The 24,592-nt window shown below is 55.9% G+C and carries 26 protein-coding genes and 2 tRNA genes; 12 read left to right on the top strand and 16 right to left on the bottom strand.

The window, feature by feature from the left end:
* Window positions 1-11: 11 nt before the first annotated feature.
* Complete coding sequence (gene sufE / locus M2422_RS05225) at window positions 12-428, top strand: cysteine desulfuration protein SufE (protein WP_028012869.1); 417 nt, start codon at window positions 12-14, stop codon at window positions 426-428.
* 97 nt (window positions 429-525) lie between these two features.
* On the top strand, window positions 526-1,539 hold the full coding sequence (locus M2422_RS05220; RefSeq protein WP_064672341.1) for a L,D-transpeptidase family protein: 1,014 nt from the start codon (window positions 526-528) through the stop codon (window positions 1,537-1,539).
* 60 nt (window positions 1,540-1,599) lie between these two features.
* Here the strand turns inward: M2422_RS05220 and lpp are convergent, their stop codons facing one another.
* The 4 genes from lpp to M2422_RS05200 all read right to left on the bottom strand — a co-directional run bounded on the left by lpp (window position 1,600) and on the right by M2422_RS05200 (window position 6,472).
* Entirely contained in the window at window positions 1,600-1,836 is a 237-nt protein-coding gene (gene lpp / locus M2422_RS05215) for a murein lipoprotein Lpp (protein WP_010430241.1), read from the bottom strand.
* A gap of 309 nt (window positions 1,837-2,145) precedes the next feature.
* Window positions 2,146-3,567 carry a pyruvate kinase PykF gene (gene pykF, locus M2422_RS05210; RefSeq protein ID WP_029739779.1) on the bottom strand — a complete coding sequence of 474 codons (1,422 nt, stop codon included), beginning with the start codon at window positions 3,565-3,567 and terminating at the stop codon, window positions 2,146-2,148.
* 377 nt (window positions 3,568-3,944) lie between these two features.
* A complete protein-coding gene (locus M2422_RS05205; protein WP_045887795.1) occupies window positions 3,945-5,090 on the bottom strand; it encodes a PLP-dependent aspartate aminotransferase family protein in 1,146 nt (381 codons plus the stop codon).
* Between the two features lie 11 nt (window positions 5,091-5,101).
* Window positions 5,102-6,472: a cystathionine beta-synthase gene (locus M2422_RS05200; RefSeq protein ID WP_032657782.1), complete on the bottom strand. Its 1,371-nt coding sequence runs from the start codon at window positions 6,470-6,472 to the stop codon at window positions 5,102-5,104.
* 400 nt (window positions 6,473-6,872) lie between these two features.
* Here M2422_RS05200 and M2422_RS05195 point away from each other — a divergent pair, with 400 nt between their 5' ends.
* The 4 genes from M2422_RS05195 (at window position 6,873) to fumD (ending at window position 9,712) form a co-directional block, all read left to right on the top strand.
* Window positions 6,873-7,895: a methionine ABC transporter ATP-binding protein gene (locus M2422_RS05195; RefSeq protein ID WP_064672342.1), complete on the top strand. Its 1,023-nt coding sequence runs from the start codon at window positions 6,873-6,875 to the stop codon at window positions 7,893-7,895.
* Window positions 7,888-8,556, top strand: a complete 669-nt coding sequence (locus M2422_RS05190; protein WP_008500617.1) for a methionine ABC transporter permease — start codon at window positions 7,888-7,890, stop codon at window positions 8,554-8,556. Before M2422_RS05195 ends, M2422_RS05190 begins: the two co-directional genes overlap by 8 nt.
* A gap of 23 nt (window positions 8,557-8,579) precedes the next feature.
* A complete protein-coding gene (locus M2422_RS05185) occupies window positions 8,580-9,392 on the top strand; it encodes a MetQ/NlpA family ABC transporter substrate-binding protein (RefSeq protein ID WP_008500616.1) in 813 nt (270 codons plus the stop codon).
* A 110-nt stretch (window positions 9,393-9,502) separates the two neighbouring features.
* A complete protein-coding gene (fumD, locus tag M2422_RS05180) occupies window positions 9,503-9,712 on the top strand; it encodes a fumarate hydratase FumD (protein ID WP_008500615.1) in 210 nt (69 codons plus the stop codon).
* Here fumD and M2422_RS05175 read toward each other — a convergent pair.
* The 4 genes from M2422_RS05175 to M2422_RS05160 are packed head-to-tail and all read right to left on the bottom strand — an operon-like array spanning window position 9,693 to window position 12,787.
* Window positions 9,693-10,379, bottom strand: a complete 687-nt coding sequence (locus M2422_RS05175) for an amino acid ABC transporter permease (RefSeq protein WP_032657777.1) — start codon at window positions 10,377-10,379, stop codon at window positions 9,693-9,695. The two genes, fumD and M2422_RS05175, sit on opposite strands and share 20 nt — an antisense overlap.
* Window positions 10,363-11,139 carry an amino acid ABC transporter permease gene (locus M2422_RS05170; RefSeq protein WP_033145311.1) on the bottom strand — a complete coding sequence of 259 codons (777 nt, stop codon included), beginning with the start codon at window positions 11,137-11,139 and terminating at the stop codon, window positions 10,363-10,365. The genes M2422_RS05175 and M2422_RS05170 overlap by 17 nt, the downstream gene beginning before the upstream one ends.
* The gene (locus M2422_RS05165; RefSeq protein ID WP_064672343.1) at window positions 11,139-11,954 is read right to left on the bottom strand and encodes an amino acid ABC transporter ATP-binding protein; all 816 of its coding nucleotides are present in this window, start codon (window positions 11,952-11,954) and stop codon (window positions 11,139-11,141) included. The genes M2422_RS05170 and M2422_RS05165 overlap by 1 nt, the downstream gene beginning before the upstream one ends.
* Window positions 11,955-11,956: 2 nt before the next feature.
* Entirely contained in the window at window positions 11,957-12,787 is an 831-nt protein-coding gene (locus tag M2422_RS05160; RefSeq protein WP_120785284.1) for an ABC transporter substrate-binding protein, read from the bottom strand.
* A 245-nt stretch (window positions 12,788-13,032) separates the two neighbouring features.
* Between M2422_RS05160 and M2422_RS05155 the strand changes: the two genes are divergently transcribed.
* Complete coding sequence (locus M2422_RS05155; RefSeq protein ID WP_014831607.1) at window positions 13,033-13,200, top strand: hypothetical protein; 168 nt, start codon at window positions 13,033-13,035, stop codon at window positions 13,198-13,200.
* A gap of 92 nt (window positions 13,201-13,292) precedes the next feature.
* Here M2422_RS05155 and M2422_RS05150 read toward each other — a convergent pair whose 3' ends face one another.
* A complete protein-coding gene (locus M2422_RS05150) occupies window positions 13,293-13,433 on the bottom strand; it encodes a hypothetical protein (RefSeq protein WP_003857665.1) in 141 nt (46 codons plus the stop codon).
* Window positions 13,434-13,558: 125 nt separating this feature from the next.
* Between M2422_RS05150 and M2422_RS05145 the strand changes: the two genes are divergently transcribed.
* The gene (locus M2422_RS05145) at window positions 13,559-14,341 is read left to right on the top strand and encodes a hypothetical protein (RefSeq protein WP_064672344.1); all 783 of its coding nucleotides are present in this window, start codon (window positions 13,559-13,561) and stop codon (window positions 14,339-14,341) included.
* 72 nt (window positions 14,342-14,413) lie between these two features.
* The gene (locus M2422_RS05140; protein WP_023311344.1) at window positions 14,414-15,049 is read left to right on the top strand and encodes a carbonic anhydrase; all 636 of its coding nucleotides are present in this window, start codon (window positions 14,414-14,416) and stop codon (window positions 15,047-15,049) included.
* 28 nt (window positions 15,050-15,077) lie between these two features.
* Here M2422_RS05140 and M2422_RS05135 read toward each other — a convergent pair whose 3' ends face one another.
* The 4 genes from M2422_RS05135 to mdtK form a co-directional block, all read right to left on the bottom strand.
* Window positions 15,078-16,673: an FAD-NAD(P)-binding protein gene (locus tag M2422_RS05135; protein WP_064672345.1), complete on the bottom strand. Its 1,596-nt coding sequence runs from the start codon at window positions 16,671-16,673 to the stop codon at window positions 15,078-15,080.
* Between the two features lie 118 nt (window positions 16,674-16,791).
* A tRNA-Val gene (locus tag M2422_RS05130) sits at window positions 16,792-16,868 on the bottom strand.
* A 4-nt stretch (window positions 16,869-16,872) separates the two neighbouring features.
* Window positions 16,873-16,949 (bottom strand) — tRNA-Val (locus M2422_RS05125).
* A 153-nt stretch (window positions 16,950-17,102) separates the two neighbouring features.
* Entirely contained in the window at window positions 17,103-18,476 is a 1,374-nt protein-coding gene (gene mdtK, locus M2422_RS05120) for an MdtK family multidrug efflux MATE transporter (protein WP_033145315.1), read from the bottom strand.
* A 225-nt stretch (window positions 18,477-18,701) separates the two neighbouring features.
* On the opposite strand from mdtK, the gene M2422_RS05115 reads away from it, so the two are divergent.
* Window positions 18,702-19,346 (top strand): riboflavin synthase subunit alpha, encoded by a 645-nt coding sequence (locus tag M2422_RS05115; protein ID WP_259140159.1) that lies wholly within the window; start codon window positions 18,702-18,704, stop codon window positions 19,344-19,346.
* 30 nt (window positions 19,347-19,376) lie between these two features.
* Here M2422_RS05115 and cfa read toward each other — a convergent pair whose 3' ends face one another.
* Window positions 19,377-20,525, bottom strand: coding sequence for a cyclopropane fatty acyl phospholipid synthase (cfa, locus tag M2422_RS05110; protein WP_023335428.1), 1,149 nt, complete (start codon window positions 20,523-20,525; stop codon window positions 19,377-19,379).
* Between the two features lie 298 nt (window positions 20,526-20,823).
* On the bottom strand, window positions 20,824-22,023 hold the full coding sequence (gene punC, locus M2422_RS05105) for a purine nucleoside transporter PunC (RefSeq protein ID WP_064672346.1): 1,200 nt from the start codon (window positions 22,021-22,023) through the stop codon (window positions 20,824-20,826).
* Between the two features lie 114 nt (window positions 22,024-22,137).
* On the opposite strand from punC, the gene punR reads away from it, so the two are divergent.
* Window positions 22,138-23,049, top strand: coding sequence for a DNA-binding transcriptional activator PunR (punR, locus tag M2422_RS05100; protein WP_064672347.1), 912 nt, complete (start codon window positions 22,138-22,140; stop codon window positions 23,047-23,049).
* Window positions 23,050-23,066: 17 nt separating this feature from the next.
* On the opposite strand, the gene purR is transcribed toward punR, so the two are convergent.
* Window positions 23,067-24,092 (bottom strand): HTH-type transcriptional repressor PurR, encoded by a 1,026-nt coding sequence (gene purR / locus M2422_RS05095; RefSeq protein ID WP_023335431.1) that lies wholly within the window; start codon window positions 24,090-24,092, stop codon window positions 23,067-23,069.
* Between the two features lie 297 nt (window positions 24,093-24,389).
* On the opposite strand from purR, the gene M2422_RS05090 reads away from it, so the two are divergent.
* Window positions 24,390-24,479: a YnhF family membrane protein gene (locus tag M2422_RS05090; RefSeq protein ID WP_014883553.1), complete on the top strand. Its 90-nt coding sequence runs from the start codon at window positions 24,390-24,392 to the stop codon at window positions 24,477-24,479.
* Window positions 24,480-24,592: the final 113 nt, after the last annotated feature.

Below are 24,592 nucleotides of genomic sequence, written 5' to 3'. Positions count from 1 at the left end.
AGAGGCAAAAGATGGCAGAACTGCCGGACAGAGACAAATTGCTGCGCAACTTTGGGCGTTGCGCAAACTGGGAAGAGAAGTACCTGTATATCATCGAGCTGGGGCAGCGTCTGCCGCCGCTCGGTGAAGAGGCGCATAACCCGGAAAATATTATTCAGGGCTGTCAGAGCCAGGTGTGGATTGTGATGGAACAGTCTGACGACGGCACGATAGCACTGCACGGCGACAGCGATGCGGCCATTGTAAAAGGGCTTATTGCGGTCGTCTTTATTCTTTATCACCGGATGTCGGCGCAGGATATTGTCGCGTTCGATGTCCGCCCGTGGTTTGAAAAAATGGCCCTCACACAACACCTCACCCCGTCTCGTTCCCAGGGACTCGAAGCGATGATTCGCGCGATCCGCGCCAAAGCTGCAATCCTTAGCTAGACTTACAGAACAGCATTCATTCTGTTTCGCGAGGTGGTTCCCGCCTCGCTGGTTTTTCAGCTTTCTGGCGTCCTGCCAGTGAATAAGGAATCTCAGCATGAAGCGCGCGTCTCTCATAACTCTATTACTCCTCAGTTCGCTCGGCGCACTTAATTCGGCCCGCGCGATGGACTATCCGTTGCCGCCCGCAGGCAGTCGCCTGATTGGGCAAAATCAAACCTACACGATACAGGAAGGGGATAATAAGCTGCAGACCATCGCCCGCCGGTTTAATACCGCGGCGCAGGTGATTCTGGAAACGAACAATACCATTGCGCCAGTCAACCCGGCGCCGGGAACCGTCATTACCATCCCGTCGCAGATGCTGCTGCCGGACACGCCGCGCGAGGGGATTGTGGTGAACCTCGCTGAGCTGCGGCTCTACTACTTCCCGCCGGGAGAAAACATCGTTCAGGTCTTCCCGCTCGGCATCGGACAGCTGGGGCTGGAAACACCGGTCACGACCACGCGCGTAAGCCAGAAAATCCCGAATCCCACCTGGACGCCCACGCCGGGCATCAGAGCACGCTCTCTTGAGCAGGGAATTAAATTACCGCCGGTGGTACCTGCCGGGCCAAATAACCCGCTGGGACGCTTCGCACTGCGTTTAGGCGTCGGCAACGGGGAATATCTCATCCACGGCACCAGCGCGCCGGACAGCGTTGGCCTGCGCGTCAGCTCCGGCTGTATGCGGATGAACGCCCCGGACATTAAAGCCCTGTTTGAACAGGTGCGGGTTGGCACGCGGGTACAGATTATCAATGAACCCGTGAAGTTCTCCGTGGAGCCGGATGGTAAACGCTATATTGAAGTCCACCGCCCGCTGGCGCAGGCTGAGGGAGAAAACCCGCAGGTCTCGCCCATTACCCACTCCGCCGACTTTGCGACCTTTGTTTCTCAGGCGGGAAGCGATAAGGCTCTGATCGAGAAAGCCCTGTCACGCCGCGCCGGGATCCCAGTTATCGTGTCGTCAGGAAGCGGCCCGTCGGCCAGCAATAGCGTGTTATCGGTGCAGAACAGTCGGGGGTCCGCTGCGGTAGCGGAAGATGAAGGGGAGAAGGTGACGCAGTAGCCGTTTGACGCAGGCAAAAAAAATGGCGCACAATGTGCGCCATTTTATTAACAGGTACTATTACTTACGGTATTTAGTAGCCTGGTTGTCCAGACGCTGGTTAGCGCGAGCTGCGTCGTCTTTAGCAGCCTGAACGTCGGAACGGATTGCGTTCACGTCGTTGCTCAGCTGGTCAACTTTAGCGTTCAGAGTCTGAACGTCAGAAGACAGCTGATCGATTTTAGCGTTGCTGGAGCAACCAGCCAGCAGAGTAGAACCCAGGATTACCGCGCCCAGTACCAGTTTAGTACGATTCATTATTAATACCCTCTAGATTGAGTTAATCTCCATGTAGCGTTACAAGTATTACACAAAGTTTTTTGGGTTGAGAATATTTTTTTGATGGGAATACACCTATTTTTGATCGTTCGCTCAAAGAAGCATCGAATCGGCCCTTTTTGAGCAAAAATCTATGTAAAAAAAGGCATTTATCATCGGATTCATCTTAGATAATTCGCAATTAAATAGAAAAACCCGATTTGCAATTTGAATGACTTTAGCTAATGCCAGGAATAAAAAAAGCGCCCGGAGGGCGCTTTTTATCAAAATTAATTCGTTCGGGAATTATTACAGCACGTGAACAGATGCGGTATTGGTAGTTCCGCTTGGTACCAGCGCGCCAGAAACCATGACCACAACGTCACCTTTCTGTGCCAGACCACGATCAACCAGCTCCAGAGCGACTTCTTTACCCAGACGGTAGAAATCATCCGTAGACGCGATCTCTTTCACCAGGTGAGGGATCACGCCTTTGCTCAGCACCAGCTGACGAGCCGTGGTTTCGTTGGTGGTCAGCGCCAGGATAGTCGCATCCGGGAAGTATTTACGCACCGCGCGAGCAGATTTACCGCCCTGGGTGGCAACCACGATCAGCGGTGCTTCCAGTTTCTCAGCCGTTTCTACTGCACCACGGCATACCGCTTCGGTGATGCGCAGCTTGCGGCTGTCGTTGTTGTAGTCCAGACGGCTTTTCATTACGCGGTCGGTACGTTCGCAGATGGTGGCCATGATGGACACCGCTTCCAGCGGATATTTACCTTTTGCGGATTCGCCTGACAGCATAACGGCATCAGTACCGTCGAGGATGGCGTTAGCCACGTCGCCTGCTTCTGCGCGGGTTGGGCGTGGGTTTTTGATCATGGAGTCCAGCATCTGCGTTGCGGTGATAACCACTTTACGCGCGCGAACACATTTCTCGATCATCATCTTCTGCGCGAAGATCACTTCTTCAACCGGGATTTCTACGCCCAGGTCGCCACGTGCAACCATGATGCCGTCAGACGCTTCGAGGATTTCGTCGAAGTTGTTCAGGCCTTCCTGGTTTTCAATTTTGGAGATGATCTGGATCTTCTCGCCGCCGTGCGCTTTCAGGTGCTCACGAATTTCAACCACGTCTGAACGCTTACGGATGAAGGAGGCCGCAACAAAGTCAACGCCTTGTTCGCAACCGAAGATCAGGTCCTGTTTGTCTTTTTCAGCCAGTGCTGGCAGTGCGATAGAGACGCCCGGCAGGTTAACGCCTTTGTTTTCGCCCAGGTCGCCGTTGTTCAGCACTTTACAGATAACCTTGTTGCCTTCGATGGCGGTCACTTCCATACCGATCAGACCATCGTCTACCAGCACGGTGTTACCGACGGACAGGTCGTTGGTGAAGCCTTCGTAGGTCACTGCAACGATTTCGCTGTTGCCAACAACGGATTTGTCGGTGGTGAAGGTGAAGGTCTGGCCCGCTTTCAGAGAGACGTCGTTACCGCCTTCCAGTTTGATGGTGCGGATTTCTGGACCTTTGGTATCCAGCAGGATCGCAGCTTTTTTACCGGTCTTGCTCATTACGTTGCGCAAGTTCTGGATACGCTGACCGTGTTCTGCGTAATCACCGTGGGAGAAGTTCAGACGCATCACGTTCATGCCGGCGTCCAGCATTTTGGTCAGCATCTCTTCAGATTCGGTTTTCGGGCCGATAGTACAAACAATTTTCGTCTTTTTCATGACAGTCTTAGTCTTTAAGTTGGGAAGGATATGGAAATCTCGCTCCGGGGGCGCACCGCCGCGGAGTCAAACCTGTGTTGCAAAAGAGTATATGACACGCACTAAGGATAGGAGACATCAAATGAGCGTGCAGAAGAAAGTGTGCCTGAGTGACAGCCCAACGAAGGAGAGGAGAAGTTGTACGTTGTTTTTTGTATTCCAAGCGCTGAAACCATTCACCAGGGATTAGGCGCGCATTATACGCTGATTTTAAGATAAAAGGAAAATGGAAACGGTGTTTCAGAAATAATCTGTGCAGTTTCACATAATATTGTTATCAAGGCGTTAAGCCATGATGACAACTTATGGCGGCAGGTGATTGACCTGCCGCGTTTTGCTTATTTTTGCAGCGCCTGGCTGAGGTCGGCAATCAGGTCTTTCGGATCTTCAATCCCGACTGACAGACGGATAAGCTGCGGCACAATGCCGTTTGCCAGGCGTTGCTCCAGCGGAATCGAGGCGTGCGTCATGCTGTAAGGCTGGCTCACCAGACTTTCCACACCGCCGAGGCTTTCCGCGAGGGTGAACAGCTTCAGGTTGCGAATCACCTCGGTGGCGCGTTGCGCATCGCCTTTTACCACCACGGAAATCATCCCGCCGGGCAGGGCCATCTGCGTGCGGGCAAGCTGATATTGCGGATGCGATTCCAGGCCGGGATAGAACACCTTTTCGACCAGAGGATGCTGCTCCAGCCATTGCGCAATCGCCAGCGCGTTGGTGCTGTGCTTTTCTACCCTCAAAGCAAGCGTGCGAATACCGCGCAGCGTCAGGAAGCTGCTGAACGGATCCAGTACGCCGCCTACCGCGTTTTGCAGATAGCCCAGCTTATCCGCCAGTTCCCTGTTGTCCCCGACAATCGCCAGCCCGGCCACCACGTCAGAGTGGCCGTTCAGGTATTTGGTGGCGGAGTGCACCACGATATCGAAACCCGACTCCAGCGGACGGTGGATCACCGGTGACGCGAAGGTGTTATCCGCCACGCTGATGACGTTATGACGGCGGGCGATCGCCGCAATGGCCGCCAGATCCGCCAGCTTCAGCAGCGGGTTGGTTGGCGTTTCGACCCACACCATGCGGGTATCCGGGCGAATGGCGGCCTCGAGACCAGCTAAGTCGTCCGGTTTAACCCAGCTGACCTGCAGGCCGGTGCTGCGCTTGCGCACGTTTTCAATCAGGCGATACGTCCCGCCGTAAACGTCATCAATGGCGACAATATGGCTGTCTTTATCCAGCAGTTCGAGCACCGTGGAGATGGCCGCCAGACCGGAGGCGAAGGCGTAGCCGCGTGTGCCGCCTTCCAGTTCGGCGATGGCGGTTTCCAGCGCATGGCGGGTAGGGTTGCCGCTGCGGGAATACTCATAGCCGGTATGCTCGCCGGGTGACGGTTGCGCAAACGTTGAGGTGGCGTATATCGGCGGCATGACGGCGCCGTGCTGGTCGTTGAACTCGCCGCTGTGTACGCTCAGGGTAGCCAGGTTTTTCATCATCGATTCCTTTATTGCTGAAGACGGTTGCGCCAGGCGGTCAGAACGTCGCTGCGCGTAATCAGACCGAGAAAACGGTCGTTGTCATTAATCACGGCCACCAGACCGCGGTCGAAGATGGCGTTCAGGGCGCTTTCCGGGGCGTGTTTATCAAGAAACTCCACCTGGCGCGTCATGGCTGCCGTCACCGGAAGCGCGAAGCGGTCGCCGTCGCCGCCGATGTGCCGCAGGAGATCCCACTCGTCGATAATGCCCACCACCTTGCCGTTCTCCAGCACCGGCAGCTGGGAGATGTCATACAGGCGCATGCGTGCCAGTACGGTGGAAAGCGTGTCGTCCGGGGCGGCGGTAACGGTGGCGCCTTCATCGTGGCGCAGGGCGATATAGTCGGAGAGATCGCCGGCCTGAGGGCGCGTGATGAGCCCTTGCTGACGCATCCAGTCATCGTTGAACATCTTCGAGAGATACTTATTGCCGCTGTCGCAGGCGAAGGTCACCACGCGCTTCGGCGCGGTCTGCGCCTGGCAATACTTCAGCGCGGCCGCCAGCAGCGTGCCGCTGGAGGAGCCCGCCAGAATGCCTTCCGTTTTCAGCAGATCGCGCGCGGTGGTGAAGGCCTCGCGGTCGGTGATGCGCCAGGCGCGATTCACCCCTTCAATGTGGGCCAGCGGCGGAATAAAGTCTTCGCCAATCCCCTCAACCAGCCAGGAGCCCGCGTCGTGATAGCGTCCGGTTTCCACCTGGTCGGCCAGAACCGATCCTGCCGGGTCTGCCAGGACAAACTCCGTGTGCGGAGAGTGCTCGGCGAACCACGCCTGCAGGCCGCCCAGCGTACCGCCTGAGCCGACGCCCACCACGATGGCGTCGATCCGCCCGTCAAGCTGCTCGTACAGTTCCGGTGCCGTGGTGGTGCGGTGCGCAAGCGGGTTGGCCTCATTATTGAACTGGTCGATGTAAAACGCGCCGGGCAGCTCGTTGGCCAGGCGCTGGGCGTAATCCTGGTAATAGGCGGGGTGGCCCTTGTTAACGTCGGAGCGGGTCAGCACCACCTGGGCACCCAGCGCGCGCAGGTGGAAAATCTTCTCGCGGCTCATTTTGTCCGGCACCACCAGGATCAGCGAGTAGCCTTTCTGGGCGGCAATCAGGGCCAGGCCGAGACCGGTATTCCCCGCCGTCGCCTCAATAATCGTGCCGCCCGGCTGCAGCTGGCCGGTACGCTCCGCTTCGTTAATCATCGACAGCGCAACGCGATCCTTAATAGAGCCGCCCGGATTCTGGTTTTCCAGCTTCAGGAACAGCGAGCAGGGGCCGGTATCAAGCTTGTGCAGCTGGATAAGCGGGGTACGGCCAATCAGTTCGGTGACGGAGTGGTAAATCGTCATGATGTTTTCCTTTCTGGATGTCATGACGGGATGATAGAGCGGCGAAATTTTCGCAATAAAGAACCATTCACTGCTCTTTAGAACAGAAAAGAATATAAATGCCATTTTTGGATGTCAGGACAGCAAGACGTAAAGTTGTCTGGATGTGAGGATGGCTATACCGGCATGAAATGCTGCAAAAATGAGCGTTTTTCGCGGGCATCTGCCAGCAGATATGCATCCGGCAGATAATCATTGCTGAAATTGGTCTAAATGCTTCCCACCCTGTAAATCCGCTGTTTATTTCCGAAAGTTATAACAAATTCTTTTTTGTTCATTTGAAAGCTGATAACGCCTGTTTACTATCGTTTGGACATCCATACTGCTAAACAGCCATGCGCGAAACGGATAAAGAATAAGAATGATCGTACTCAGGAATATTTCGAAGGTTTTTGACAACGGAAAGGTCGCGCTGACTGCCGTTGATGACGTCAATTTGACGATAGAACAGGGACAGATTTACGGAATTATCGGCTACAGCGGAGCCGGGAAAAGCACGCTGATTCGTCTGCTGAACGGCCTGGAAAAACCCAGCGCCGGAAGCGTCACCATTAACGGACAGGATATCTCTGCGGCAAAGGGTGAAGCGCTGCGCCAGGCGCGCCTGAAAATCAGCATGGTGTTCCAGCACTTCAACCTGCTGTGGTCGCGCACGGTGAGCGAGAATATCGCTTTCTCGATGCAAATCGCCGGTGTACCAAAAGCCAACATCAAGGCGCGCGTCGCCGAGCTGGTGGATCTGGTTGGCCTGAAGGGGCGCGAGAATGCCTACCCGTCCCAGCTGAGCGGCGGACAAAAGCAGCGCGTCGGCATTGCGCGCGCTTTGGCTAACAGCCCTGACGTGCTGCTCTGCGATGAAGCCACCTCCGCGCTCGACCCGCAGACCACCGATCAGATCCTCGATCTGCTGCTGGATATTAACCGCCGCTTCAGGCTGACCATCGTGCTGATCACCCACGAGATGCACGTGGTGCGCAAAATCTGCGACCGCGTGGCGGTGATGGAGAACGGTAAAGTGGTGGAAGAGGGTGACGTACTGAGCGTTTTTACCCATCCGCAGCAGCCGATTACGCAGCAGTTTGTCCGCCAGGTGAGCCAGTACGCCGAGGAGGAAACCTTCAATACCGAACTGGCAAACGATCTGGAAGGCACGGTCATCAGGCTGACCTTTACCGGGCACAGCACCCATAAGCCGATCGTGGGTGAACTGACCCTGCGCTACGGCCTGCCGTTTAATATCCTGCACGGGAAAATGACGCAAACCGCCCACGGTGTGTTTGGTCAGCTCTGGGTGCATGTCGTGGCATCCGATGAACAACTGAACAATATCCTCGCCGACCTGCAGCACAGCGATATTGAAGGCGAGGTGATTAAACATGGCTGAGAATCTCTTTCCGCATCTCAAGTGGGATCAGCTCTGGGCGGCGACGCTGGAGACGCTGTACATGACCGCGCTGTCCGGCGTGGCGACGTTTGTGCTGGGCATCGTGCTGGGGCTGGCGCTGTTTTTAACCGCGCGCGGCGGGCTGTTCCACAACCGCACGGTCTACAGCGTGATTTCGATTGTGGTGAACGTGTTCCGCTCTATTCCGTTCATCATTTTGATTGTCCTGCTGATCCCGTTCACCAAGACCGTCGTCGGCACCATTCTCGGCGCCAACGCGGCGCTGCCGGCGCTGATTGTGGGCGCCGCACCGTTCTACGCACGCCTGGTGGAGATCGCCCTGCGTGAAGTGGATAAAGGCGTCATCGAAGCAACGCGCTCGATGGGCGCACGACTGAGCACGTTAGTGTTTCGGGTTTTACTGCCGGAATCATCACCCGCACTGGTATCGGGTATTACGGTGACGCTCATTGCGCTGGTGAGCTACAGCGCAATGGCGGGGGTGATTGGCGCCGGCGGTTTGGGAAATCTGGCTTATCTGGAAGGATTCCAGCGCAACCATGGTGACGTCACGCTGGTGGCAACGGTGACCATTCTGATCATCGTTTTCATTATCCAGTTCTGCGGCGATGTCATTACTTCACTGTTAGATAAACGCTAATAAATACACACAGGAACCACATCATGAAAAAAACACTGACACTGATCGCCGCCGCAACCCTGAGCGCCCTGAGCTTCGCCTCCTGGGCCGACACCCTGACCGTGGGCGCATCCAACACGCCGCACGCCGAAATTCTGGAGCAGGCTAAGCCGATTCTGGCGAAGCAGGGTATCGACCTGGAGATTAAACCGTTCCAGGACTACATTCTGCCGAACACCGCGCTGGCGGGTCATGACATCGACGCGAACTATTTCCAGCACATTCCTTACCTGAACAGCGTGCTTAAGGATCATGCGGGCGATAAAGACTACGATTTCGTCAGTGCGGGCGCGATCCACATTGAGCCAATCGGCATCTACTCCAAAAAATACAAGTCGTTGAAAGACCTGCCGGAAGGTGGCAAGATCATCATGCGTGACGCGGTTTCTGAAGAGGGGCGTATTCTCTCCATCTTCGAGAAAGAGGGCGTGATCAAGCTGAAGCCGGGCATCGATAAAGTGACCGCGCGCATCAGCGACATCGTTGAGAACCCGAAAAAGCTGAAGTTCACCCCGAACGTGGAAGCCTCTCTGCTGCCGCAGATGTACAACAACAACGAAGGCGATGCGGTGGTGATTAACGCCAACTACGCGATTGACGCCGGTCTGGATCCGGTTCACGACCCGATTGCGGTAGAGAGCGGTGAAAACAACCCGTACGCCAACATCATTACCGTGCATCGCGGTGACGAGAAGAAGAAAGATATCGTTGCCCTGGTGAACGTCCTGCACTCGAAAGAGATTCAGGACTGGATCCGCACCAAGTACAAAGGCGCGGTCATCCCAGTAAACAACTAATTTACTGATTTTACAGATGAAGCCCGGCGAGAAACTCGCCGGGCTTCTTTTTTGTATCCGGCAGGAGAATCATTTAAGCTCAACGTTTAACAGGCAATGGAGTGATGACGATGGGTAACGTGACCAAAGATGAAGCGCTGTACCAGGAAATGTGCCGGGTGGTCGGGAAGGTGGTGCTTGAGATGCGTGATTTAGGGCAGGAGCCAAAGCATATTGTCATTGCCGGAGTCCTGCGTACCGCGCTGGCGAACCAGCGCGTTAAGCGCAGTGAACTGACAACCGAAGCGATGGAAACGGTGGTTAAAGCGCTGGCCGGGTAATGCGCCAGCGCTTCGCAAGCTGTTCGAGCGAGCAGCAGAGCAAGTAGTAGACCACGCCCGTAAAGATAAAAATGGCCGCCGGGTAGATTTGCACCCGGTTGTTGACCTGTCCCGCCACCGTGGTCAGTTCCGGTACGTTCACGATAAACGCCAGCGACGTATCCTTCAGCAGGCTGATAAAAATCCCCACCAGCGACGGCAGAATATTCCTCAGCGCCTGCGGCAGCAGCACGCGCAGGAGGGTTTGCTGCGTGCTGAATCCCTGAGACAGTGCGGCCTCGTATTGTCCTGACGGTAGCGCGTTAAGCCCGGCCAGCACCGAGTGCATCACTGTTGCCGCGGTAAACCAGGCCAGAGCCAGCGTGACGGTCAGCGCTCCCGGCAGATCGCCCCCGGTCATAAGCGGCAGGAGATACCACATCCAGAAAATCACGAAGATGAGCGGGATGCCGCGAATCAGCTCTGCCCACAGAAAGAGGGCCTTTCGCACGAGCCCGGTAAAGCGCCAGGCCAGACACGCGAGCACTATCCCACCGGGCAGGGCGATGACGGCGGCCCCGGCCGCCATCATCAACGACAGCAATACGCCCCCCGGTTCACCCGTCGCCGCGCGTCCCCACAGCAGATAGTCGAGGTTATCGGTGATGACGTTAAGTCCGGCAATCATGTTTTTCACTCCCTGTGGTGGCGACGCCTGGGCGTTTACGTTTCGCGTCAGGCCCGATGCGAACCAGCACCATCCCCATGACCAGGCCGGTCAGCAGATAGAGCGCGGTACCGAGGGTAAACGCCTCCAGCGCGTGCGCGTTATAGCTCTCGATCTGCCTGACCTGATAGGTCAGCTCGGCAAAGCCAATCCCGCTCGCGAGCGAGGAGAGCTTCATCAGATTTAGGTACTGGCCCACGACCGGCTGCCAGGCGTTGGCCAGGCCCTGCGGCAGAAGGATGTAACGAAACAGACGCCACGCGGAGAATCCCTGCGCGAGCGCCGCCTCCCGCTGTCCGGCAGGCACGGAACGTAACCCCGACTCCACCTCTTCGATTAAAAACGCCGAGGTAAAGACGCCCAACCCCCAGGCAGAACATAAAAATTCGGGCGTAAACCACCAGACGTCGCCGGGCAGAATTGACCAGCTGTGATCCGCGTTCACCGCGTCGCGGAACGCCTGCGGTAGCCCGTTCCAGGCGGCAAAATACCAGAACAGCAGCTGCACCAGCAGCGGCGTATTGCGAAACAGCGACACCCAGCTGCTGACGACCGCGTTCCCGGGGCGTCCGCCGGAAAGGCGCAGGAGCATAAAGAGCAGTGCGAGCAGGCTGGCCAGCAGCATCCCGGCAAGCGTGACCCACAGGGTGGTGAGGAATCCGGAGAGTATCCACTGCAGAGGCTGTCCGGTCAGTACCCCTTGCCAGTCGAGCGCGGGCATTACAGATGCTCCTGATGCAGCGGGTTGAGCACCTTTTGCAGGAACCGCTGCGCGCGCGGATGCGACGGCTGGCTGAAAAACTGTGCCGGCGGCGCGGTTTCCAGAATTTGCCCGCCGTCGATAAAGACAATCCGGTCGGCAATTTCCCGGGCAAACTGCATCTCGTGTGTCACCACGATCATCGTGATCCCGCTGTGGGCGAGGGCTTTCATCACGTACAGCACTTCACCAATCATCTCCGGATCCAGCGCGGAGGTGGGTTCATCGAACAGAATGATTTGCGGTGATGAGGCCAGGGCGCGGGCAATCGCGACGCGCTGCTGCTGTCCACCGGAAAGCTCTGCCGGGAAATGGTGGGCTTTTTCCAGCATCCCGACCTTCTCCAGCAGGGCCAGCGTGCGCTCCCGTGCAGGCTGCGGCTTCCAGCCGTGAACGTGCTCCAGCGCCAGGGTGATGTTCTGGCTGGCGGTGAGGTGGGCGTAAAGATTGAACTGCTGGAACACAAACCCCACCCGGCTGCGCAGCTGGCGCAGTCCGCTACCGGAGAGCTTTGCGGTAGGCTTGTTGTCGACCAGAATCTCCCCGCCGCTCAGGGTTTCAAGCTGGTTGATAAGACGAATCAGGGTGGATTTACCGGAACCCGAAGGGCCGAGGATGGCGACCACTTCACCGGGCGTGATGGTGAGGTTAATGTCGTTTAAAACCTGATGGTCACCGTAGCGTTTGTCCACATGACGAAACTCGACGCTGGCCTGTTCCAGATGTGAAAAATCCGCGGCACCGGCCGCGGAGTGTGAAAATAAACCTGAGAGCATAATTATCTGGCTTCTATTTTAAAGGCGCGAGGCTGTGGGGAAGGCGTGTTTGGGCCAAACCAGACATCGTAGATTTTTGCTGCCTGACCGTTCTTCTCGAGATTAATCAGCTCGTCGTTAACGGCCTTCAGCAGCGCCGTTTCACCTTTTTTCACCCCAACGCCAATCTCTTCTTTGCTGAGCAGGTCGGGCAAAATTTTAAAGTTCGCTTTATCCGGCGCCTGCGCCAGCAGACCGGCCAGAATGGTGCTGTCCTGGGTGATGGCCTGTACGTTACCGTTGCGCAGCGCCGTCAGCGCCAGCGGAATATCGTCATACGAGAGCACGCGTGACTGCGGGAAACGCTGGTGCAGCGCCTGCTCGCCCGTCGTTCCTTTGACCGCGCCAATACGCGCCCGGCTGTAGTCATCAAGTTTGTCCGGTGATTTAGCCGGCACCAGGAACTGCTGGCCGGTGACAAAGTAAGGCGTTGAGAAATCAATCACCTGTGCGCGTTCCGGAGTGATAGTAATATCCGCCACGATCAGATCGGCTTTTCCGGACTGCAGCAGCGGAATACGGTTAGCCGGATTGGTGGCAACCAGTTCAAGCTTCACGCCGAGCGATTTTGCCAGCGCTTTGGCGAAGTCCACGTCATAACCCACGATCTCGTGCGTTTTGGCATCAATAGAGCCAAACGGCGGGTTGGCGTCAAACGTGGCCACTTTCACCACCCCTGCGGCCTTAATATCCGCCAGCTGATCGGCCTGTGCCTGCGCTGAAAGCAGGCTCCCCGCCGCCAGTAATCCCAGAACCAGTGTCCGTTTGGTAAACCCTTTCATATTTGCTGCCATAGTCATTCGCCATCCCGTTGTTTTTGTTTTACCCCGCTACGCTCCCATAAGCGAAAGCTATCGCCAAATAAGAAATCGTTCTTTGCTATGAGCAAAAAAGCATTAGTGAACAACGTGTTAATGAAGAGTGAAAAGAGCGGGATGCTATTTGCAGATCCTGCACATCGACAGTGGATTTTGGTATTTCCCCCGCGCGGCATTTGAGTGCTTAACTGAGATCAGACACGGCGAGAGAGGGTAAGACGATGAAAAAATGGATCAGCACGTTACGGCGGTTTTTTGCGACCCGACCAGTGAATGCGGAGAACAGCGCGCAACGTGTTCTTGAGTCAATCCTGCCTGTCGCCAGCCTGTATGGCGTGGACGTTGCCAACATTGACCCGGAGTGGTTCCATGATAAAACGTCACGCTGAACTGCGCCGCACGCGCGAAACGTACTGGAACGAGGTGTGCGTGACGTTTAACGAGTGAAATAAAAAAGCACCGGTTTCCCGGTGCTTTTTTATTAGATTTTGCAGGCGTCGCCGCAGTCGTCGTCGGCGACAATCGCCTGCGCTTTTTTGTCTGCATCGTCCAGACGTTCGGCATTACGCTCTTCGGCTTCATCCAGACCGTTAAAGACTAAGTTATCGAGATCAATTTCCATGTGGCACCTGCTCTGTTCAGTTTTTGATACTGGCACAGTATAGGGCAAAAAAAGCCAGCAATGTACCTCGCAGCACATAAGGATAATCCCTGCCATACTCAGTGCTTTATCGCTGAGGAGAGCACATGATTACACTCTGTAAAACCTGCGGAACCGCCTACGATGCCCGCCCGGACAGATGCCCGATTTGCGAGGATGAGCGTCAGTACGTGCCCGCCACGGGCCAGGCGTGGACCGATTTCGACACCGTCACCACCACGCATACCAACAAATGGCAGCAGCTGGAGCCGCGGCTGTTTGGGATCAAAACGGTCCCCGCGTTTGCGATCAACCAGCGGGCGCTGCTCCTGCAAACGCCCCACGGCAATATCCTCTGGGACTGCATCGCCAACCTCGACCCCGCAACCAAAACGCTCATTACCGCCCTCGGCGGCATCAGCGCGATTGCTATTTCACATCCGCACTATTACACCACGATGCAGGAGTGGGCTGCGGCGTTTGATGCGCCGGTTTACCTGCACGCCAGCGACAGAGAGTGGGTCATGCGCGACAGCCCGGCCATTCATTTCTGGGAGGGGGATGCGCTGGAGATTTTCCCGTCGGTCACCTTGCTGCGTCTGGGCGGGCATTTTGCCGGTGGAACGGTGCTGCACTGGCAGGAGGGGGATGGGGTATTGCTGGTGGGCGATATTCTGCAGGTCACGCCGGGTAAAGACGCCGTCTCGTTTATGTGGAGCTACCCGAATTATCTTCCGCTGCCGGCCCGCACCGTGGCGTCGGTGGTGAGTCATCTCGAAAGGAAAACCTTCGAACGTCTTTACGGCGCGTTTGAAGGGCAGAACATCCCGGCCAGTGCGGACGAGATTGTGCAGCGGTCGGGCCAGAAATATATTGCTTGTCTGAAGTAAACCGCGATGGGTAAACTTTACGAGTGTGATCGCGATCATGCCTAAACTAAAACAGATAAAAGAGACATTGCTATGCAACATATCATTGAAGGTTTTCTCAGCTTTCAAAAAGAGATTTTCCCGCAACGTAAAGAACTCTTCCGCAGTTTAGCGTCCAGCCAGAATCCCAAAGCGCTGTTCATCTCATGCTCCGACAGCCGTCTGGTCCCGGAACTGGTCACCCAGCAAGAGCCAGGACAACTCTTTGTCATTCGTAATGCTGGCAACATCGTGCCGCCGTTCGGGCCGGAGCCTGGCGGCGTGTCTGCAACCATCGAATACGCCGTGGTGGCGCTGGGCGTCACGGATATCGTGATTTGCGGTCACTCCAACTGTGGCGCGATGAAGGCGATTGCCGATAACGCGAACCTGGAGCCGATGCCTGCTGTGTCACACTGGCTGCGCTATTCTGACGCGGCGAAAGCCGTGGTAGAGAAGAAAACCTGGGATAAGCCGATCGATAAAGTCAATGCGATGGTGCAGGAGAACGTGTTTGCGCAGCTGAGCAACATTAAGACCCACCCGTCCGTCGCGGTGGGCCTGCGTAATAATTCCATCCGACTGCACGGCTGGGTGTACGACATTGAAAGCGGCAAAATTCTTGCCCTGGATAAAGCGACGAAAACCTTCGTTTCGCTGTCTGAAAACCCAGAAGTCTTCTTCGAGTAATCCGCGACAGCAGGGCATGGAAGCCCTGTCAGTTCTCGATATACGGTAATCTGCGCCGCGATACCGACGCGGGTTTTTCCGCCGCCTTTGCCATTGCTTCCGCAATCTCTGCACACTCCGCCAGCCCCTGAACGAAGGGACGATCGTGCATCAGCCACGGTATCGCGCCGAAGGCAATGCGTCCGCGAACGGCGTCAGGCGCTTTTAAGGTGTAATCCTCACCGACGTCGGGAATCTCTTCGCCCGTGGCTTCCAGCTGTTTGCGCAGCGTCGGAAAGGGCAGATCTTTCGTTTTGAGCGGCTTCTGCCCGCGCGCATCAATAAACACGTCGAAACGGTAAACGGTCTCTTGTGTGGTGATTACCGTTCGATCGCTGCCAACGTCCAGCGCGTAATCGTCACCGAGCGTCGCCACGCTGATGATGCCGGCTTCGCGAAGCGCGAGCAGCCTGCGGATAGACTGCGGAGGGATGGCCGCATAGTTGTCGATAAATACGCGGGCGAGGCCTTGCTTAAAGCGCTCTCTGTCCCGTTCGTTGAGGTGGGGAACAATCTCCTGAACCACCTCATGCAGCCGAAGGACGGTATAGCGCCAGGCTACGGTGCGCCGCTCGCGTTTGTTCCGCTCCACCTCGTTGAGATTTTCTTCCGCCCAGGTAAAGGGGCCGTGCCGTTTACGATCCTCAAACCAGGCCTCACGAATGCTGTCCGCATTCTGCTTATGCAGGGATATTTTCTCACACCACGTCGGGTCAGCGAGTTGAAGCTCTTTCACCATCAGGGTAAATATACGGTCGAGCAGGCCATCCGAACCTTTGGCGATCTCGTTTTCAACCACGAATTCGGTTAAGACCGACAGCGGTTCATAAGGAATAGGGCAGTAAAAATCGGCTTCCGGCAGAATACCCGTTCGGGACATCAGGACAATCTTCAACGCGTCGCTGCCTTTATCCAGCACGAATTTATCATCACGAAATTCACCGTGCTGCATCACTACCGCCATGGCCGCGTCGAGACCGCTTAACGATGTCCCCATGATACCGACGCGGCAGGGAGGAATACTGGCATCCATCAGACCGGACCAGGGGCTTGGAAAGAACGCGCGCGTGGCTTCGTCCTCTTCTGGCCAGACGTGGCCGGTTGCGATAACCGCAAGGTCGAAGCGTTCAGGAAAGGCGCTGTCGTTGACGGAAAGCGTGACCCCTTCTTTCGTGGGCACGATATCGGTGACCCGGGCGGATTCATGGACATCAACCTGAAACCGCAGCTTTCTGGCCTCTTTCACGATTGAACGAAAGCTGTCGCGAAAATACTCGCCCAGCAGAAGCCGGGGCAGGAACTGTCGGTCATGCAGGCGGGCTTTATCAACCTTAAAGCGCGCCAGATGAGCTTCGCTCTGATCCTTCAGCCAGTCGAGGTAGGTCATAAAAATGGGCGGGATTTCAATGCTCGCAATGTTCGCCAGCATCAGACGAGAGTTATCGTCGTCGTTATAGGGCATACCCACGCCAGCTTCATCGGCCTGTTCGAAAACGGAAACGGAGAGCGGCGTGCTGTTCTTAAGCAGGTGATAAAAGGTGTAAATCCCTGTGGGGCCGGAGCCGATAATCGCGATTTTCTTCATCGACGGTCTTCCTGTTTTTTTTCCATAAGAAAAGCGTAGCAGGAGAACAATGAAGAAAATAAGGGATTAGGAAAATTCAGGATATCAGAAGAGGATTTGCACCATTTCAGGACTGAAATGGTGCGTCCGAGTGGACTCGAACCACCGACCCCCACCATGTCAAGGTGGTGCTCTAACCAACTGAGCTACGGACGCAGAATGGTGCGTTCAATTGGACTCGAACCAACGACCCCCACCATGTCAAGGTGGTGCTCTAACCAACTGAGCTATGAACGCAACGTGTTGTCGCTGACAACGGGGACGAATATTAGCGGCACAGCATCGAGGTGGCAAGAGGGAAAATGCATTTTTCTCTCTGATTTCACGCGATTGCTTCATTACCGCGCAAAGTGAAGAGAAAGTAGCCGCCGGGCGGCGGCTACCGCGTCGTTAACGTGCAGCGCGTTGCAAAATGACCGTTGATGGCTGGCGCTGCAGGAAGCGCATTCGCATCATCATCATAATCGCCGCCGACGTCAGGCCGATGATAAAGCCCATCCAGAACCCTGCCGGACCCATGCGATCCACCACAAGATCGGTAAGCGCCAGGATATAGCCACACGGCAGACCCAGCACCCAGTAGGCGATGAAGGTGATAAAGAAGATGGAGCGCGTGTCTTTATATCCGCGCAGCACGCCGCTGCCAATCACCTGGATGGAGTCAGAGATCTGGTAAATCGCGGCCAGCAGCATCAGGTGCGATGCCAGCGTGACCACTTCCGGGTTGTCGTTGTAGAGCAGGGCGATCTGCTCCCGCAGTGCAACGGTAAAGAGCGCCGTACAGACAGCCATGCAGACGCCGACGCCCAGCCCGGTCCGGGCGGCCGTTTGCGCATCCAGCGTTGAGCCCTGGCCCAGGCGGAAGCCGACGCGGATCGTCACCGCCGCCGCCAGCGACATCGGCAGGACGAACATCAGGGAGCTGAAGTTCAGCGCAATCTGGTGTCCGGCCACGTTCACAATGCCCAGCGGGGAGACCAGCAGGGCAACCACGGCAAACAGGGTCACTTCAAAGAACAGCGCGAGGGCGATCGGCAACCCTAACTGCACCAGACGCGTCATGATGTTCCAGTCCGGCGTGCTAAATCTTTTCTCGTTGCGAATATCGCGCATGGAACGGGCGCGTTTTACAAAGGCGATCATGGAGAAGAACATCACCCAGTAAACGGCCGCCGTCGCCACGCCGCAGCCGACGCCGCCCAGCTCCGGCATCCCGAAATGACCGTAAATAAACACGTAGTTCACCGGAATGTTGACCAGCAGGCCGATAAAGCCCATCACCATCCCGGGCTTGGTTTTCGCCAGGCCTTCACACTGGTTACGCGCCACCTGGAAAAAGAGGTAGCCGGGCGCACCCCAGAGCAGGGCGCGCAGATAGCCCACGGCTTTATCAGCCAGTGCCGGGTCAATGTTATGCATAGCGCGAATGATGTGGCCCGCGTTCCAGAGCACGACCATGATCAGCACAGAAACAAACCCTGCCAGCCAGAAACCCTGACGAACCTGATGGGCAATGCGCTCGCGACGACCCGAGCCATTGAGCTGAGCGATAACCGGCGTGAGCGCGAGCAGCAGACCGTGGCCGAATAGGATGGCCGGAAGCCAGATTGACGTGCCGATAGCAACGGCCGCCATATCGGTGGCGCTGTAGCCACCTGCCATTACCGTATCCACAAATCCCATTGCGGTCTGGGCCACTTGCGCGACGATCACTGGTATAGCCAGTGCCAATAGCTGGCGCGCTTCATTCATGTACTTCTGCACGTGAACACCTTTATTTTGTAGTTATTTGAGAGACTAAAAAAGCCGCCGAAACGGGCAGCAAGAAGAAAATGCAGGGGGGTGCCAGCTATTGTAGCGGGCTTTAGCTATTTATCTAGTGAAAAAATCGCCAGAAAATGCGCTCCGCTGGCAACCTCTTTTTCCAACTGTTATTGTGGTGGGATTAAACGGTGTCACCACCGTCCGGAAAAAACAGGAGTTGTAAGCATGTTTACTGGTATTGTGCAGGGCACCGCCAAAGTGGTGTCCATTGATGAAAAACCTAATTTCCGTACTCATGTTGTTGAGCTGCCGGAATATATGCTTGAGGGTATTGAAACCGGCGCGTCGATTGCCCATAACGGCTGCTGCCTGACCGTTACCAAAATTAACGGCAACCAGATTAGCTTTGATTTAATGAAAGAGACGCTGCGCATCACCAACCTTGGCGAGCTGGCGGTGGGAGATACCGTCAACGTTGAGCGGGCGGCGAAGTTCAGCGATGAGATTGGCGGCCACCTGATGTCCGGTCACATCATGACCACCGCTGAAGTGGCAAAAATCGTGACCTCGGAAAATAACCGTCAAATCTGGTTTAAAATGCAGGATCCTTCATTAATGAAATACATTCTCTATAAAGGATTTATTGGCATTGACGGGATTAGCCTGACGGTGGGTGAAGTAACGCCAACGCGTTTTTGCGTGCATTTAATTCCTGAAACGCTGCAGCGCACCACGCTGGGCGCCAAAAAACTGGGGCATCGCGTGAATATTGAAATCGATCCGCAAACCCAGGCGGTGGTGGATACGGTTGAGCGCGTGCTGGCAGCAAAAGAAGCGGCAATAATAAAGACCGCCGCAGAAGAAGAATAAAAAATAACCCCGGCTATCCGGGGTTATTTTTTAGCGTGCGACACGTAATCCGTGTTCAATCCCACGGCTGAATACCACCTGCCAGAGCTGAATATCCCGTGCGCGAAACGCCCCCGCGCAGGCATTCAGATAATAGCTAAACATCCGCCTGAATCGTTCAGAATAGTTGTCCGCAATCTCAGGCCAGGTTTCCTGAAAACGCGCATGCCAGGCCATCAACGTGGTGTCGTAATCCGCGCCAAAGTTGTGCCAGTCTTCCATTACAAAATGGGGTTCACTGGCGTTGGCAATCTGGCGGACGGACGGTAAACAGCCATTCGGAAAGATGTATTTGTTGATCCACGGGTCGACGTTATTGTCGGTTCGCTTAGAGCCGATGGTGTGCAGCAGGAAGATGCCGTCCGGTTTCAGATTCCGATCCACCACCTCAAAATAGGTAGCGTAGTTTTTCGGCCCGACGTGCTCGAACATGCCGACGGAAACGATCCGGTCAAACTGTTCGTTCAGGTCACGGTAATCCTGCAGCCGGATATCCACATCGAGGCCCTGGCAGCGTTCCCGCGCCATTTTTTGCTGTTCCGCTGAAATCGTGACGCCGACGACGCTGACGCCATAGTGCTTCGCCATAAAATACGCCAGCCCACCCCAGCCGCAGCCGATATCCAGCACGCGCATACCGGGTTGGAGCTGTAGCTTCTCGCTAATCAGACGCAGCTTGGCCTGCTGGGCCTCTTCAAGCGTCGACGCCTCTTTCCAGTAGGCGCAGGAGTACTGCATGAAAGGGTCCAGCATACGGCTGAACAGGTCGTTGCCAAGATCGTAGTGCTCTTTGCCTACGATCCACGCGCGTTTTTTACTTTGCAGATTGAACAGTCGGGCAGAGGCGACGCGCAGGGTGTCTTTCAGATTGCGAGGGAGTTGATTTTCAAGACCGGCACGCAGCACGCTGGCGAAAAAGGTATCCAGACGTTCGCACTCCCACCAGCCGTCCATGTAGCTTTCTCCCAGGCCTAACGATCCCTCTCGCAGCACGCGTTTAAAAAAGTCGGGATGTTTAACCTGAGGATCGGATGGCGATGATCCATTGATAGTGATGCCTGCTCGACCTAACAGTTCACTGACGATCCGGGACCAGTTATCGTCCGGAACGCTGACTTCTTCTATACACGATGAACTCATAGCTTCTCCATCACCCTACTGTGATCAGAACCTTAAAACAGCGTAGACGCTTTTTTTGGTTTGTGAGAAATCTCACGGTAAATACCGCGAGGCTAATATCCGACGTAGAACAGAGGAAGGGAGATAACCCTTGCCGAAATGCCTTCCATGGTAAAACGGGAGCACTCCGGCTCCCGTTAACACTTAATATTTATCGTATTTAATCGAACCAAATTTAGTATAGGCCTCAAAATTTGGTGATTCAATAGAAAATTCTTAGCAACCTAATCACTGAAAATTAACATGATTTCTGGCGCAATCAGGCATGTGACGTTTCAACCTGAGCACTCTTTTCATGCTCACGCTGCGCGGAGGCCTGCATGCGATAGCCCAACACCGCCAGCGCAACGGTCACCAGCATCACGCTGGTGGTGGTCAGGAGCGGCGTGGCAATCAGCGCCGATACAACCAGGCTTGCCAGGAAGCACAGCCCCAGCTGCAGGGTGTTCTGCAGCGCGGCGGCGCGGCCTGTTGCCTGCGGGAAGGGACGCAGCGCCTGCGCTACAACGATAGGGTAAATCGCCCCGTTCGCAACGGCCATCACGCAGAATGGGATCAAAATTTCGGCCAGACCGGCGCCAGGAATAAAGCCAACGGCCCAGGTCCCGATGACGCTCAGCGCATACAGCACCAGCAGCCACGGCAGCATCTGCTGACCTTCCCACTTTTGCAGCGCCGCGCGACAGCCGTACCCGCCCACCAGGAATGCGATGGTCTGCGGAACATAGCTCAGGCCGATGGCTGCCGGGCTGTAGCCCATATCGTGCAGAATGAACGGCGAGCCGGTGAGCCACGCGAAGAAGCTTGCCGAGCAGGCGGCATAGATCAGGACATTCCCGCGATACGCTTTGGCGCTGAGCAGGGAAGTGAAGGTAATCGGCTTCGCGTCTGCATGCGCTTCTTTTTTATGCGCGGGCTTAAGGGCGAACGCCGGCAGCATCAGGACCAGGGTAATGGCAAACAGCGTGGCGAAAATGGCCTGCCAGTCGAAATGAGCGAGGATCCAGCTGCCCAGCAGTGGGGCGAGGGCAGGTGAGAGACCTACCAGCGGCATAATGGTGGCGAAAATACGGTTTGTGCGGTTAGCCGGATAGTAGTCGGTGACCAGCGCCTGCCAGGTCACGGCCGCGGCACAGACGCCCACGGCCTGAATAAAACGCAGCACCAGCAGCCAGCTGGCATCGCGTACCCATAGCATCCCCAGGCAGCCCACGGCAAAAATGGCCAGGCCCAGCAACAGCACCGGCTTACGACCAAAGCGATCCGAGAGCGGTCCCCAGAGCAGCTGTGCGAAGGCAAAGCCGGCGAGGAATAAGCTCAGGCTGGCGCTGATGGCGGCAGCCGGCGTTTGTAAATCTTCCTGCATGGCGGCAAACGCCGGCAGGTACATATCGGTGGCCAAAAAGCCCAGCACGCTTAAGCCGCCGAGCCAGACTAAAAAACCGTTCCTGGGTTGCATTATTTTATTCTCCTGAGGAGGCAGGTATACATTGGCGCTGAGTGTAGGGAGTGCAAAGCTGCTTGTGAAACGCTAATATTTGGCTGGTGCATTCAAAAAATTTGCAGGCAGAAAATGTGGTCAGATTATTCTCTTGAAGTGGTCGATGCTGTTGCGCGTAACGGCAGCTTCAGCGGTGCGGCGCAGGAGCTGCACCGCGTCCCTTCGGCAATAAGCTACACGGTGCGCCAGCTGGAGGAGTGGCTGGCGGTTCCGCTGTTTGAACGGCGGCATCGTGATGTGGAATTAACGCCCGCAGGCGCGTGGTTTTTGAAGGAAGGGCGTTCTGTTATCAAAAAAATGCAGATCACCCGCGAACAGTGTCAGCAGATCGCTAACGGCTGGCGGGGACATCTTTCCATCGCGGTGGATAACATCGTTAAGCCGGAACGCACCCGGCAGATGATCGTCGATTTCTACCGTCATTTCTCTGACGTCGAGCTGCGGGTCTCGCAGGAGGTGTTTAACGGCGTCTGGGATGCACTGGCGGACGGCAGGGCAGAGATGGCGATTGGGGCTACGCAGGCGATCCCGGTCGGGGGACGTTACGCTTTTCGCGATATGGGGATGCTGAGCTGGAAATGCGTGGTGGCAAGCGATCATCCGCTGGCGTCGATGGAAGGGCCGCTCAGCGATGACACGCTGCGCAACTGGCCGTCGCTGGTGCTGGAGGATACGTCCCGTTCATTGCCCAAGCGTATCACCTGGCTTCTGGACAACCAGCGGCGGGTGGTGGCCCCTGACTGGGAATCGTCGGCGACGTGCCTCAGCGCCGGGCTGTGCGTCGCGATGGTGCCCGTTCATTTCGCGCGTCCGCGCATCGATACCGGAGAGTGGGTTGAGCTGACGCTGGAGAATCCGTTCCCGGATGCGGCCTGCTGCCTCACCTGGCAGCAAAATGACGTCTCGCCTGCGATGGCCTGGCTGCTGGATTATCTGGGAGACAGCGAAACGCTGAACCGGGAATGGTTACGGGAGCCAGCGTAGCTGGCCCCGTAAAGCGATTAACGACGGTAGTCGCGGAACGGACCGTCCGCAACGGAACGGCGTTCGATAAGACGCGGGTGAACTTCAATAGACTGCGACTCTTCGCGCTTGTTGACGATCCTGTCCATCAGCATATTGAAGGCCGTTTCGCCCAGCGAATCTTTCGGCTGGTGAATGGTGGTCAGCGCCGGGGTGAAGAAACGCGCGTTACGCACGTTGTCATAGCCGATCACGGATATATCCTGCGGTACGCGCAGGCCCAGCTCGTCGGCAGCGCAGAGCGCGCCCATGGCCATGATGTCGCCCCCGCAGAACACGGCGGTCGGACGGTGCGGCTGGGAGACGATCTGCTGCATCGCGCGGTAGCCCGATTCCGGCTCAAAGTCGCCCTGCACAATCCAGTTTTCCGGCACGTTGATCAACGCTTCTTCCATCGCTTTCATAAAACCGGCCAGACGGCCCGCGCCGGTGTTGCGCTCCAGCGGACCGGGGATCACGCCAATCTCGCGGTGGCCGCGTTCGATCAGATAACGACCGGCCATATAGCCGCCTTCAAAGGCGTTATCGATAACGGAATCGGTAAAGTCTGCGCGCGCTTCGCCCCAGTCCATCACCACCATCGGAATATGGCGATACTCTTCCAGCATCGACAGCACGGATTCCGGGTACTCGGAACACATCACCAGCAGGCCATCAACGCGCTTTTGCGCCATCATCGACAGGTAGGCACGCTGTTTTTCAATGCTGTTCCACGCGTTGCCCAGAATCAGGGTATAGCCTTTCTGGAAGCAGTTCTTTTCGACCGCTTCAATGATCTCGGCAAAATAGGCCGCTTCACTGCTGGTCGCCAGCAATCCAATGGACTTGGTGTGATTAACCTTGAGGCTACGCGCAACCGCACTTGGCGAATAGTGCAGCTCTTTGATCGCTGCCCAGACGGCGTTGCGCGTCTCTTCCGCCACAAAGCGGGTTTTGTTAATTACATGTGATACGGTTGTAGTGGAAACGTTTGCGCGTTTTGCTACGTCTTTAATTGTTGCCATTAAATGTCACTCCAGACCATATCCTAAGCTCCTGAAAAACTTGAAGGTAAACGTTTGCCTTCTCTCACCCTTATCTCGCAATCTTGAATTGCGGCACGCCGGGAAAACGACACGGGACGTCAGGAGGGGGTCAATGGCCGGTACGCTAATAAATTTAGCGTGGAATTTTGTCCTATCTTGATGAAAAGGGGAAGAGGTAAAGTGGTTATCAGTATAAATCCAGGAAGATTTTTGACGTAATCTGTGCAAAAATGAGCAAGCTCACTTTTCGTGTGGGGATTAAAAGGAGAAAAATTGATGAGTTCCGATCTTAAGTTTTCGCTGTTCACCACCATTGTTGTGCTGGCTCTGATTGTTGCGGCCGGTCTGACGGCTGCGCTGCACTGATTTTACGCGGAGGGAGAGCCTTCTCCCTCCCGACTCCCCGGATTGTTACTTCTCTGGCAAAAATCTTTTGCCATTTTGTTAACTTCTCATTTTTTGTGATTGATGTCATGCTT

It is taken from the genome of Enterobacter sp. SLBN-59, assembly GCF_024807915.1.
GTDB classification, from domain to species: domain Bacteria; phylum Pseudomonadota; class Gammaproteobacteria; order Enterobacterales; family Enterobacteriaceae; genus Enterobacter; species Enterobacter asburiae_B.
This window is presented reverse-complemented; position numbering and strand designations above follow the sequence as displayed.

Bases quoted from the DNA above. Each gene is read 5' to 3' on its own strand.
- cfa (WP_023335428.1), bottom strand. From the start codon at position 20,525: ATGAGTTCATCGTGTATAGAAGAAGTCAGCGTTCCGGACGATAACTGG.
- M2422_RS05145 (WP_064672344.1), top strand. From the start codon at position 13,559: ATGATTACACTCTGTAAAACCTGCGGAACCGCCTACGATGCCCGCCCG.
- pykF (WP_029739779.1), bottom strand. From the start codon at position 3,567: ATGAAAAAGACGAAAATTGTTTGTACTATCGGCCCGAAAACCGAATCT.
- M2422_RS05165 (WP_064672343.1), bottom strand. From the start codon at position 11,954: ATGCTCTCAGGTTTATTTTCACACTCCGCGGCCGGTGCCGCGGATTTT.
- M2422_RS05140 (WP_023311344.1), top strand. From the start codon at position 14,414: ATGCAACATATCATTGAAGGTTTTCTCAGCTTTCAAAAAGAGATTTTC.
- M2422_RS05190 (WP_008500617.1), top strand. From the start codon at position 7,888: ATGGCTGAGAATCTCTTTCCGCATCTCAAGTGGGATCAGCTCTGGGCG.
- punR (WP_064672347.1), top strand. From the start codon at position 22,138: ATGTGGTCAGATTATTCTCTTGAAGTGGTCGATGCTGTTGCGCGTAAC.
- M2422_RS05205 (WP_045887795.1), bottom strand. From the start codon at position 5,090: ATGAAAAACCTGGCTACCCTGAGCGTACACAGCGGCGAGTTCAACGAC.
- M2422_RS05175 (WP_032657777.1), bottom strand. From the start codon at position 10,379: ATGATTGCCGGACTTAACGTCATCACCGATAACCTCGACTATCTGCTG.
- M2422_RS05155 (WP_014831607.1), top strand. From the start codon at position 13,033: ATGAAAAAATGGATCAGCACGTTACGGCGGTTTTTTGCGACCCGACCA.
- punC (WP_064672346.1), bottom strand. From the start codon at position 22,023: ATGCAACCCAGGAACGGTTTTTTAGTCTGGCTCGGCGGCTTAAGCGTG.
- M2422_RS05150 (WP_003857665.1), bottom strand. From the start codon at position 13,433: ATGGAAATTGATCTCGATAACTTAGTCTTTAACGGTCTGGATGAAGCC.
- M2422_RS05220 (WP_064672341.1), top strand. From the start codon at position 526: ATGAAGCGCGCGTCTCTCATAACTCTATTACTCCTCAGTTCGCTCGGC.
- lpp (WP_010430241.1), bottom strand. From the start codon at position 1,836: ATGAATCGTACTAAACTGGTACTGGGCGCGGTAATCCTGGGTTCTACT.
- sufE (WP_028012869.1), top strand. From the start codon at position 12: ATGGCAGAACTGCCGGACAGAGACAAATTGCTGCGCAACTTTGGGCGT.
- M2422_RS05090 (WP_014883553.1), top strand. From the start codon at position 24,390: ATGAGTTCCGATCTTAAGTTTTCGCTGTTCACCACCATTGTTGTGCTG.
- M2422_RS05135 (WP_064672345.1), bottom strand. From the start codon at position 16,673: ATGAAGAAAATCGCGATTATCGGCTCCGGCCCCACAGGGATTTACACC.
- fumD (WP_008500615.1), top strand. From the start codon at position 9,503: ATGGGTAACGTGACCAAAGATGAAGCGCTGTACCAGGAAATGTGCCGG.
- purR (WP_023335431.1), bottom strand. From the start codon at position 24,092: ATGGCAACAATTAAAGACGTAGCAAAACGCGCAAACGTTTCCACTACA.
- M2422_RS05200 (WP_032657782.1), bottom strand. From the start codon at position 6,472: ATGACGATTTACCACTCCGTCACCGAACTGATTGGCCGTACCCCGCTT.
- M2422_RS05160 (WP_120785284.1), bottom strand. From the start codon at position 12,787: ATGGCAGCAAATATGAAAGGGTTTACCAAACGGACACTGGTTCTGGGA.
- M2422_RS05195 (WP_064672342.1), top strand. From the start codon at position 6,873: ATGATCGTACTCAGGAATATTTCGAAGGTTTTTGACAACGGAAAGGTC.
- M2422_RS05115 (WP_259140159.1), top strand. From the start codon at position 18,702: ATGTTTACTGGTATTGTGCAGGGCACCGCCAAAGTGGTGTCCATTGAT.
- M2422_RS05185 (WP_008500616.1), top strand. From the start codon at position 8,580: ATGAAAAAAACACTGACACTGATCGCCGCCGCAACCCTGAGCGCCCTG.
- M2422_RS05170 (WP_033145311.1), bottom strand. From the start codon at position 11,139: ATGCCCGCGCTCGACTGGCAAGGGGTACTGACCGGACAGCCTCTGCAG.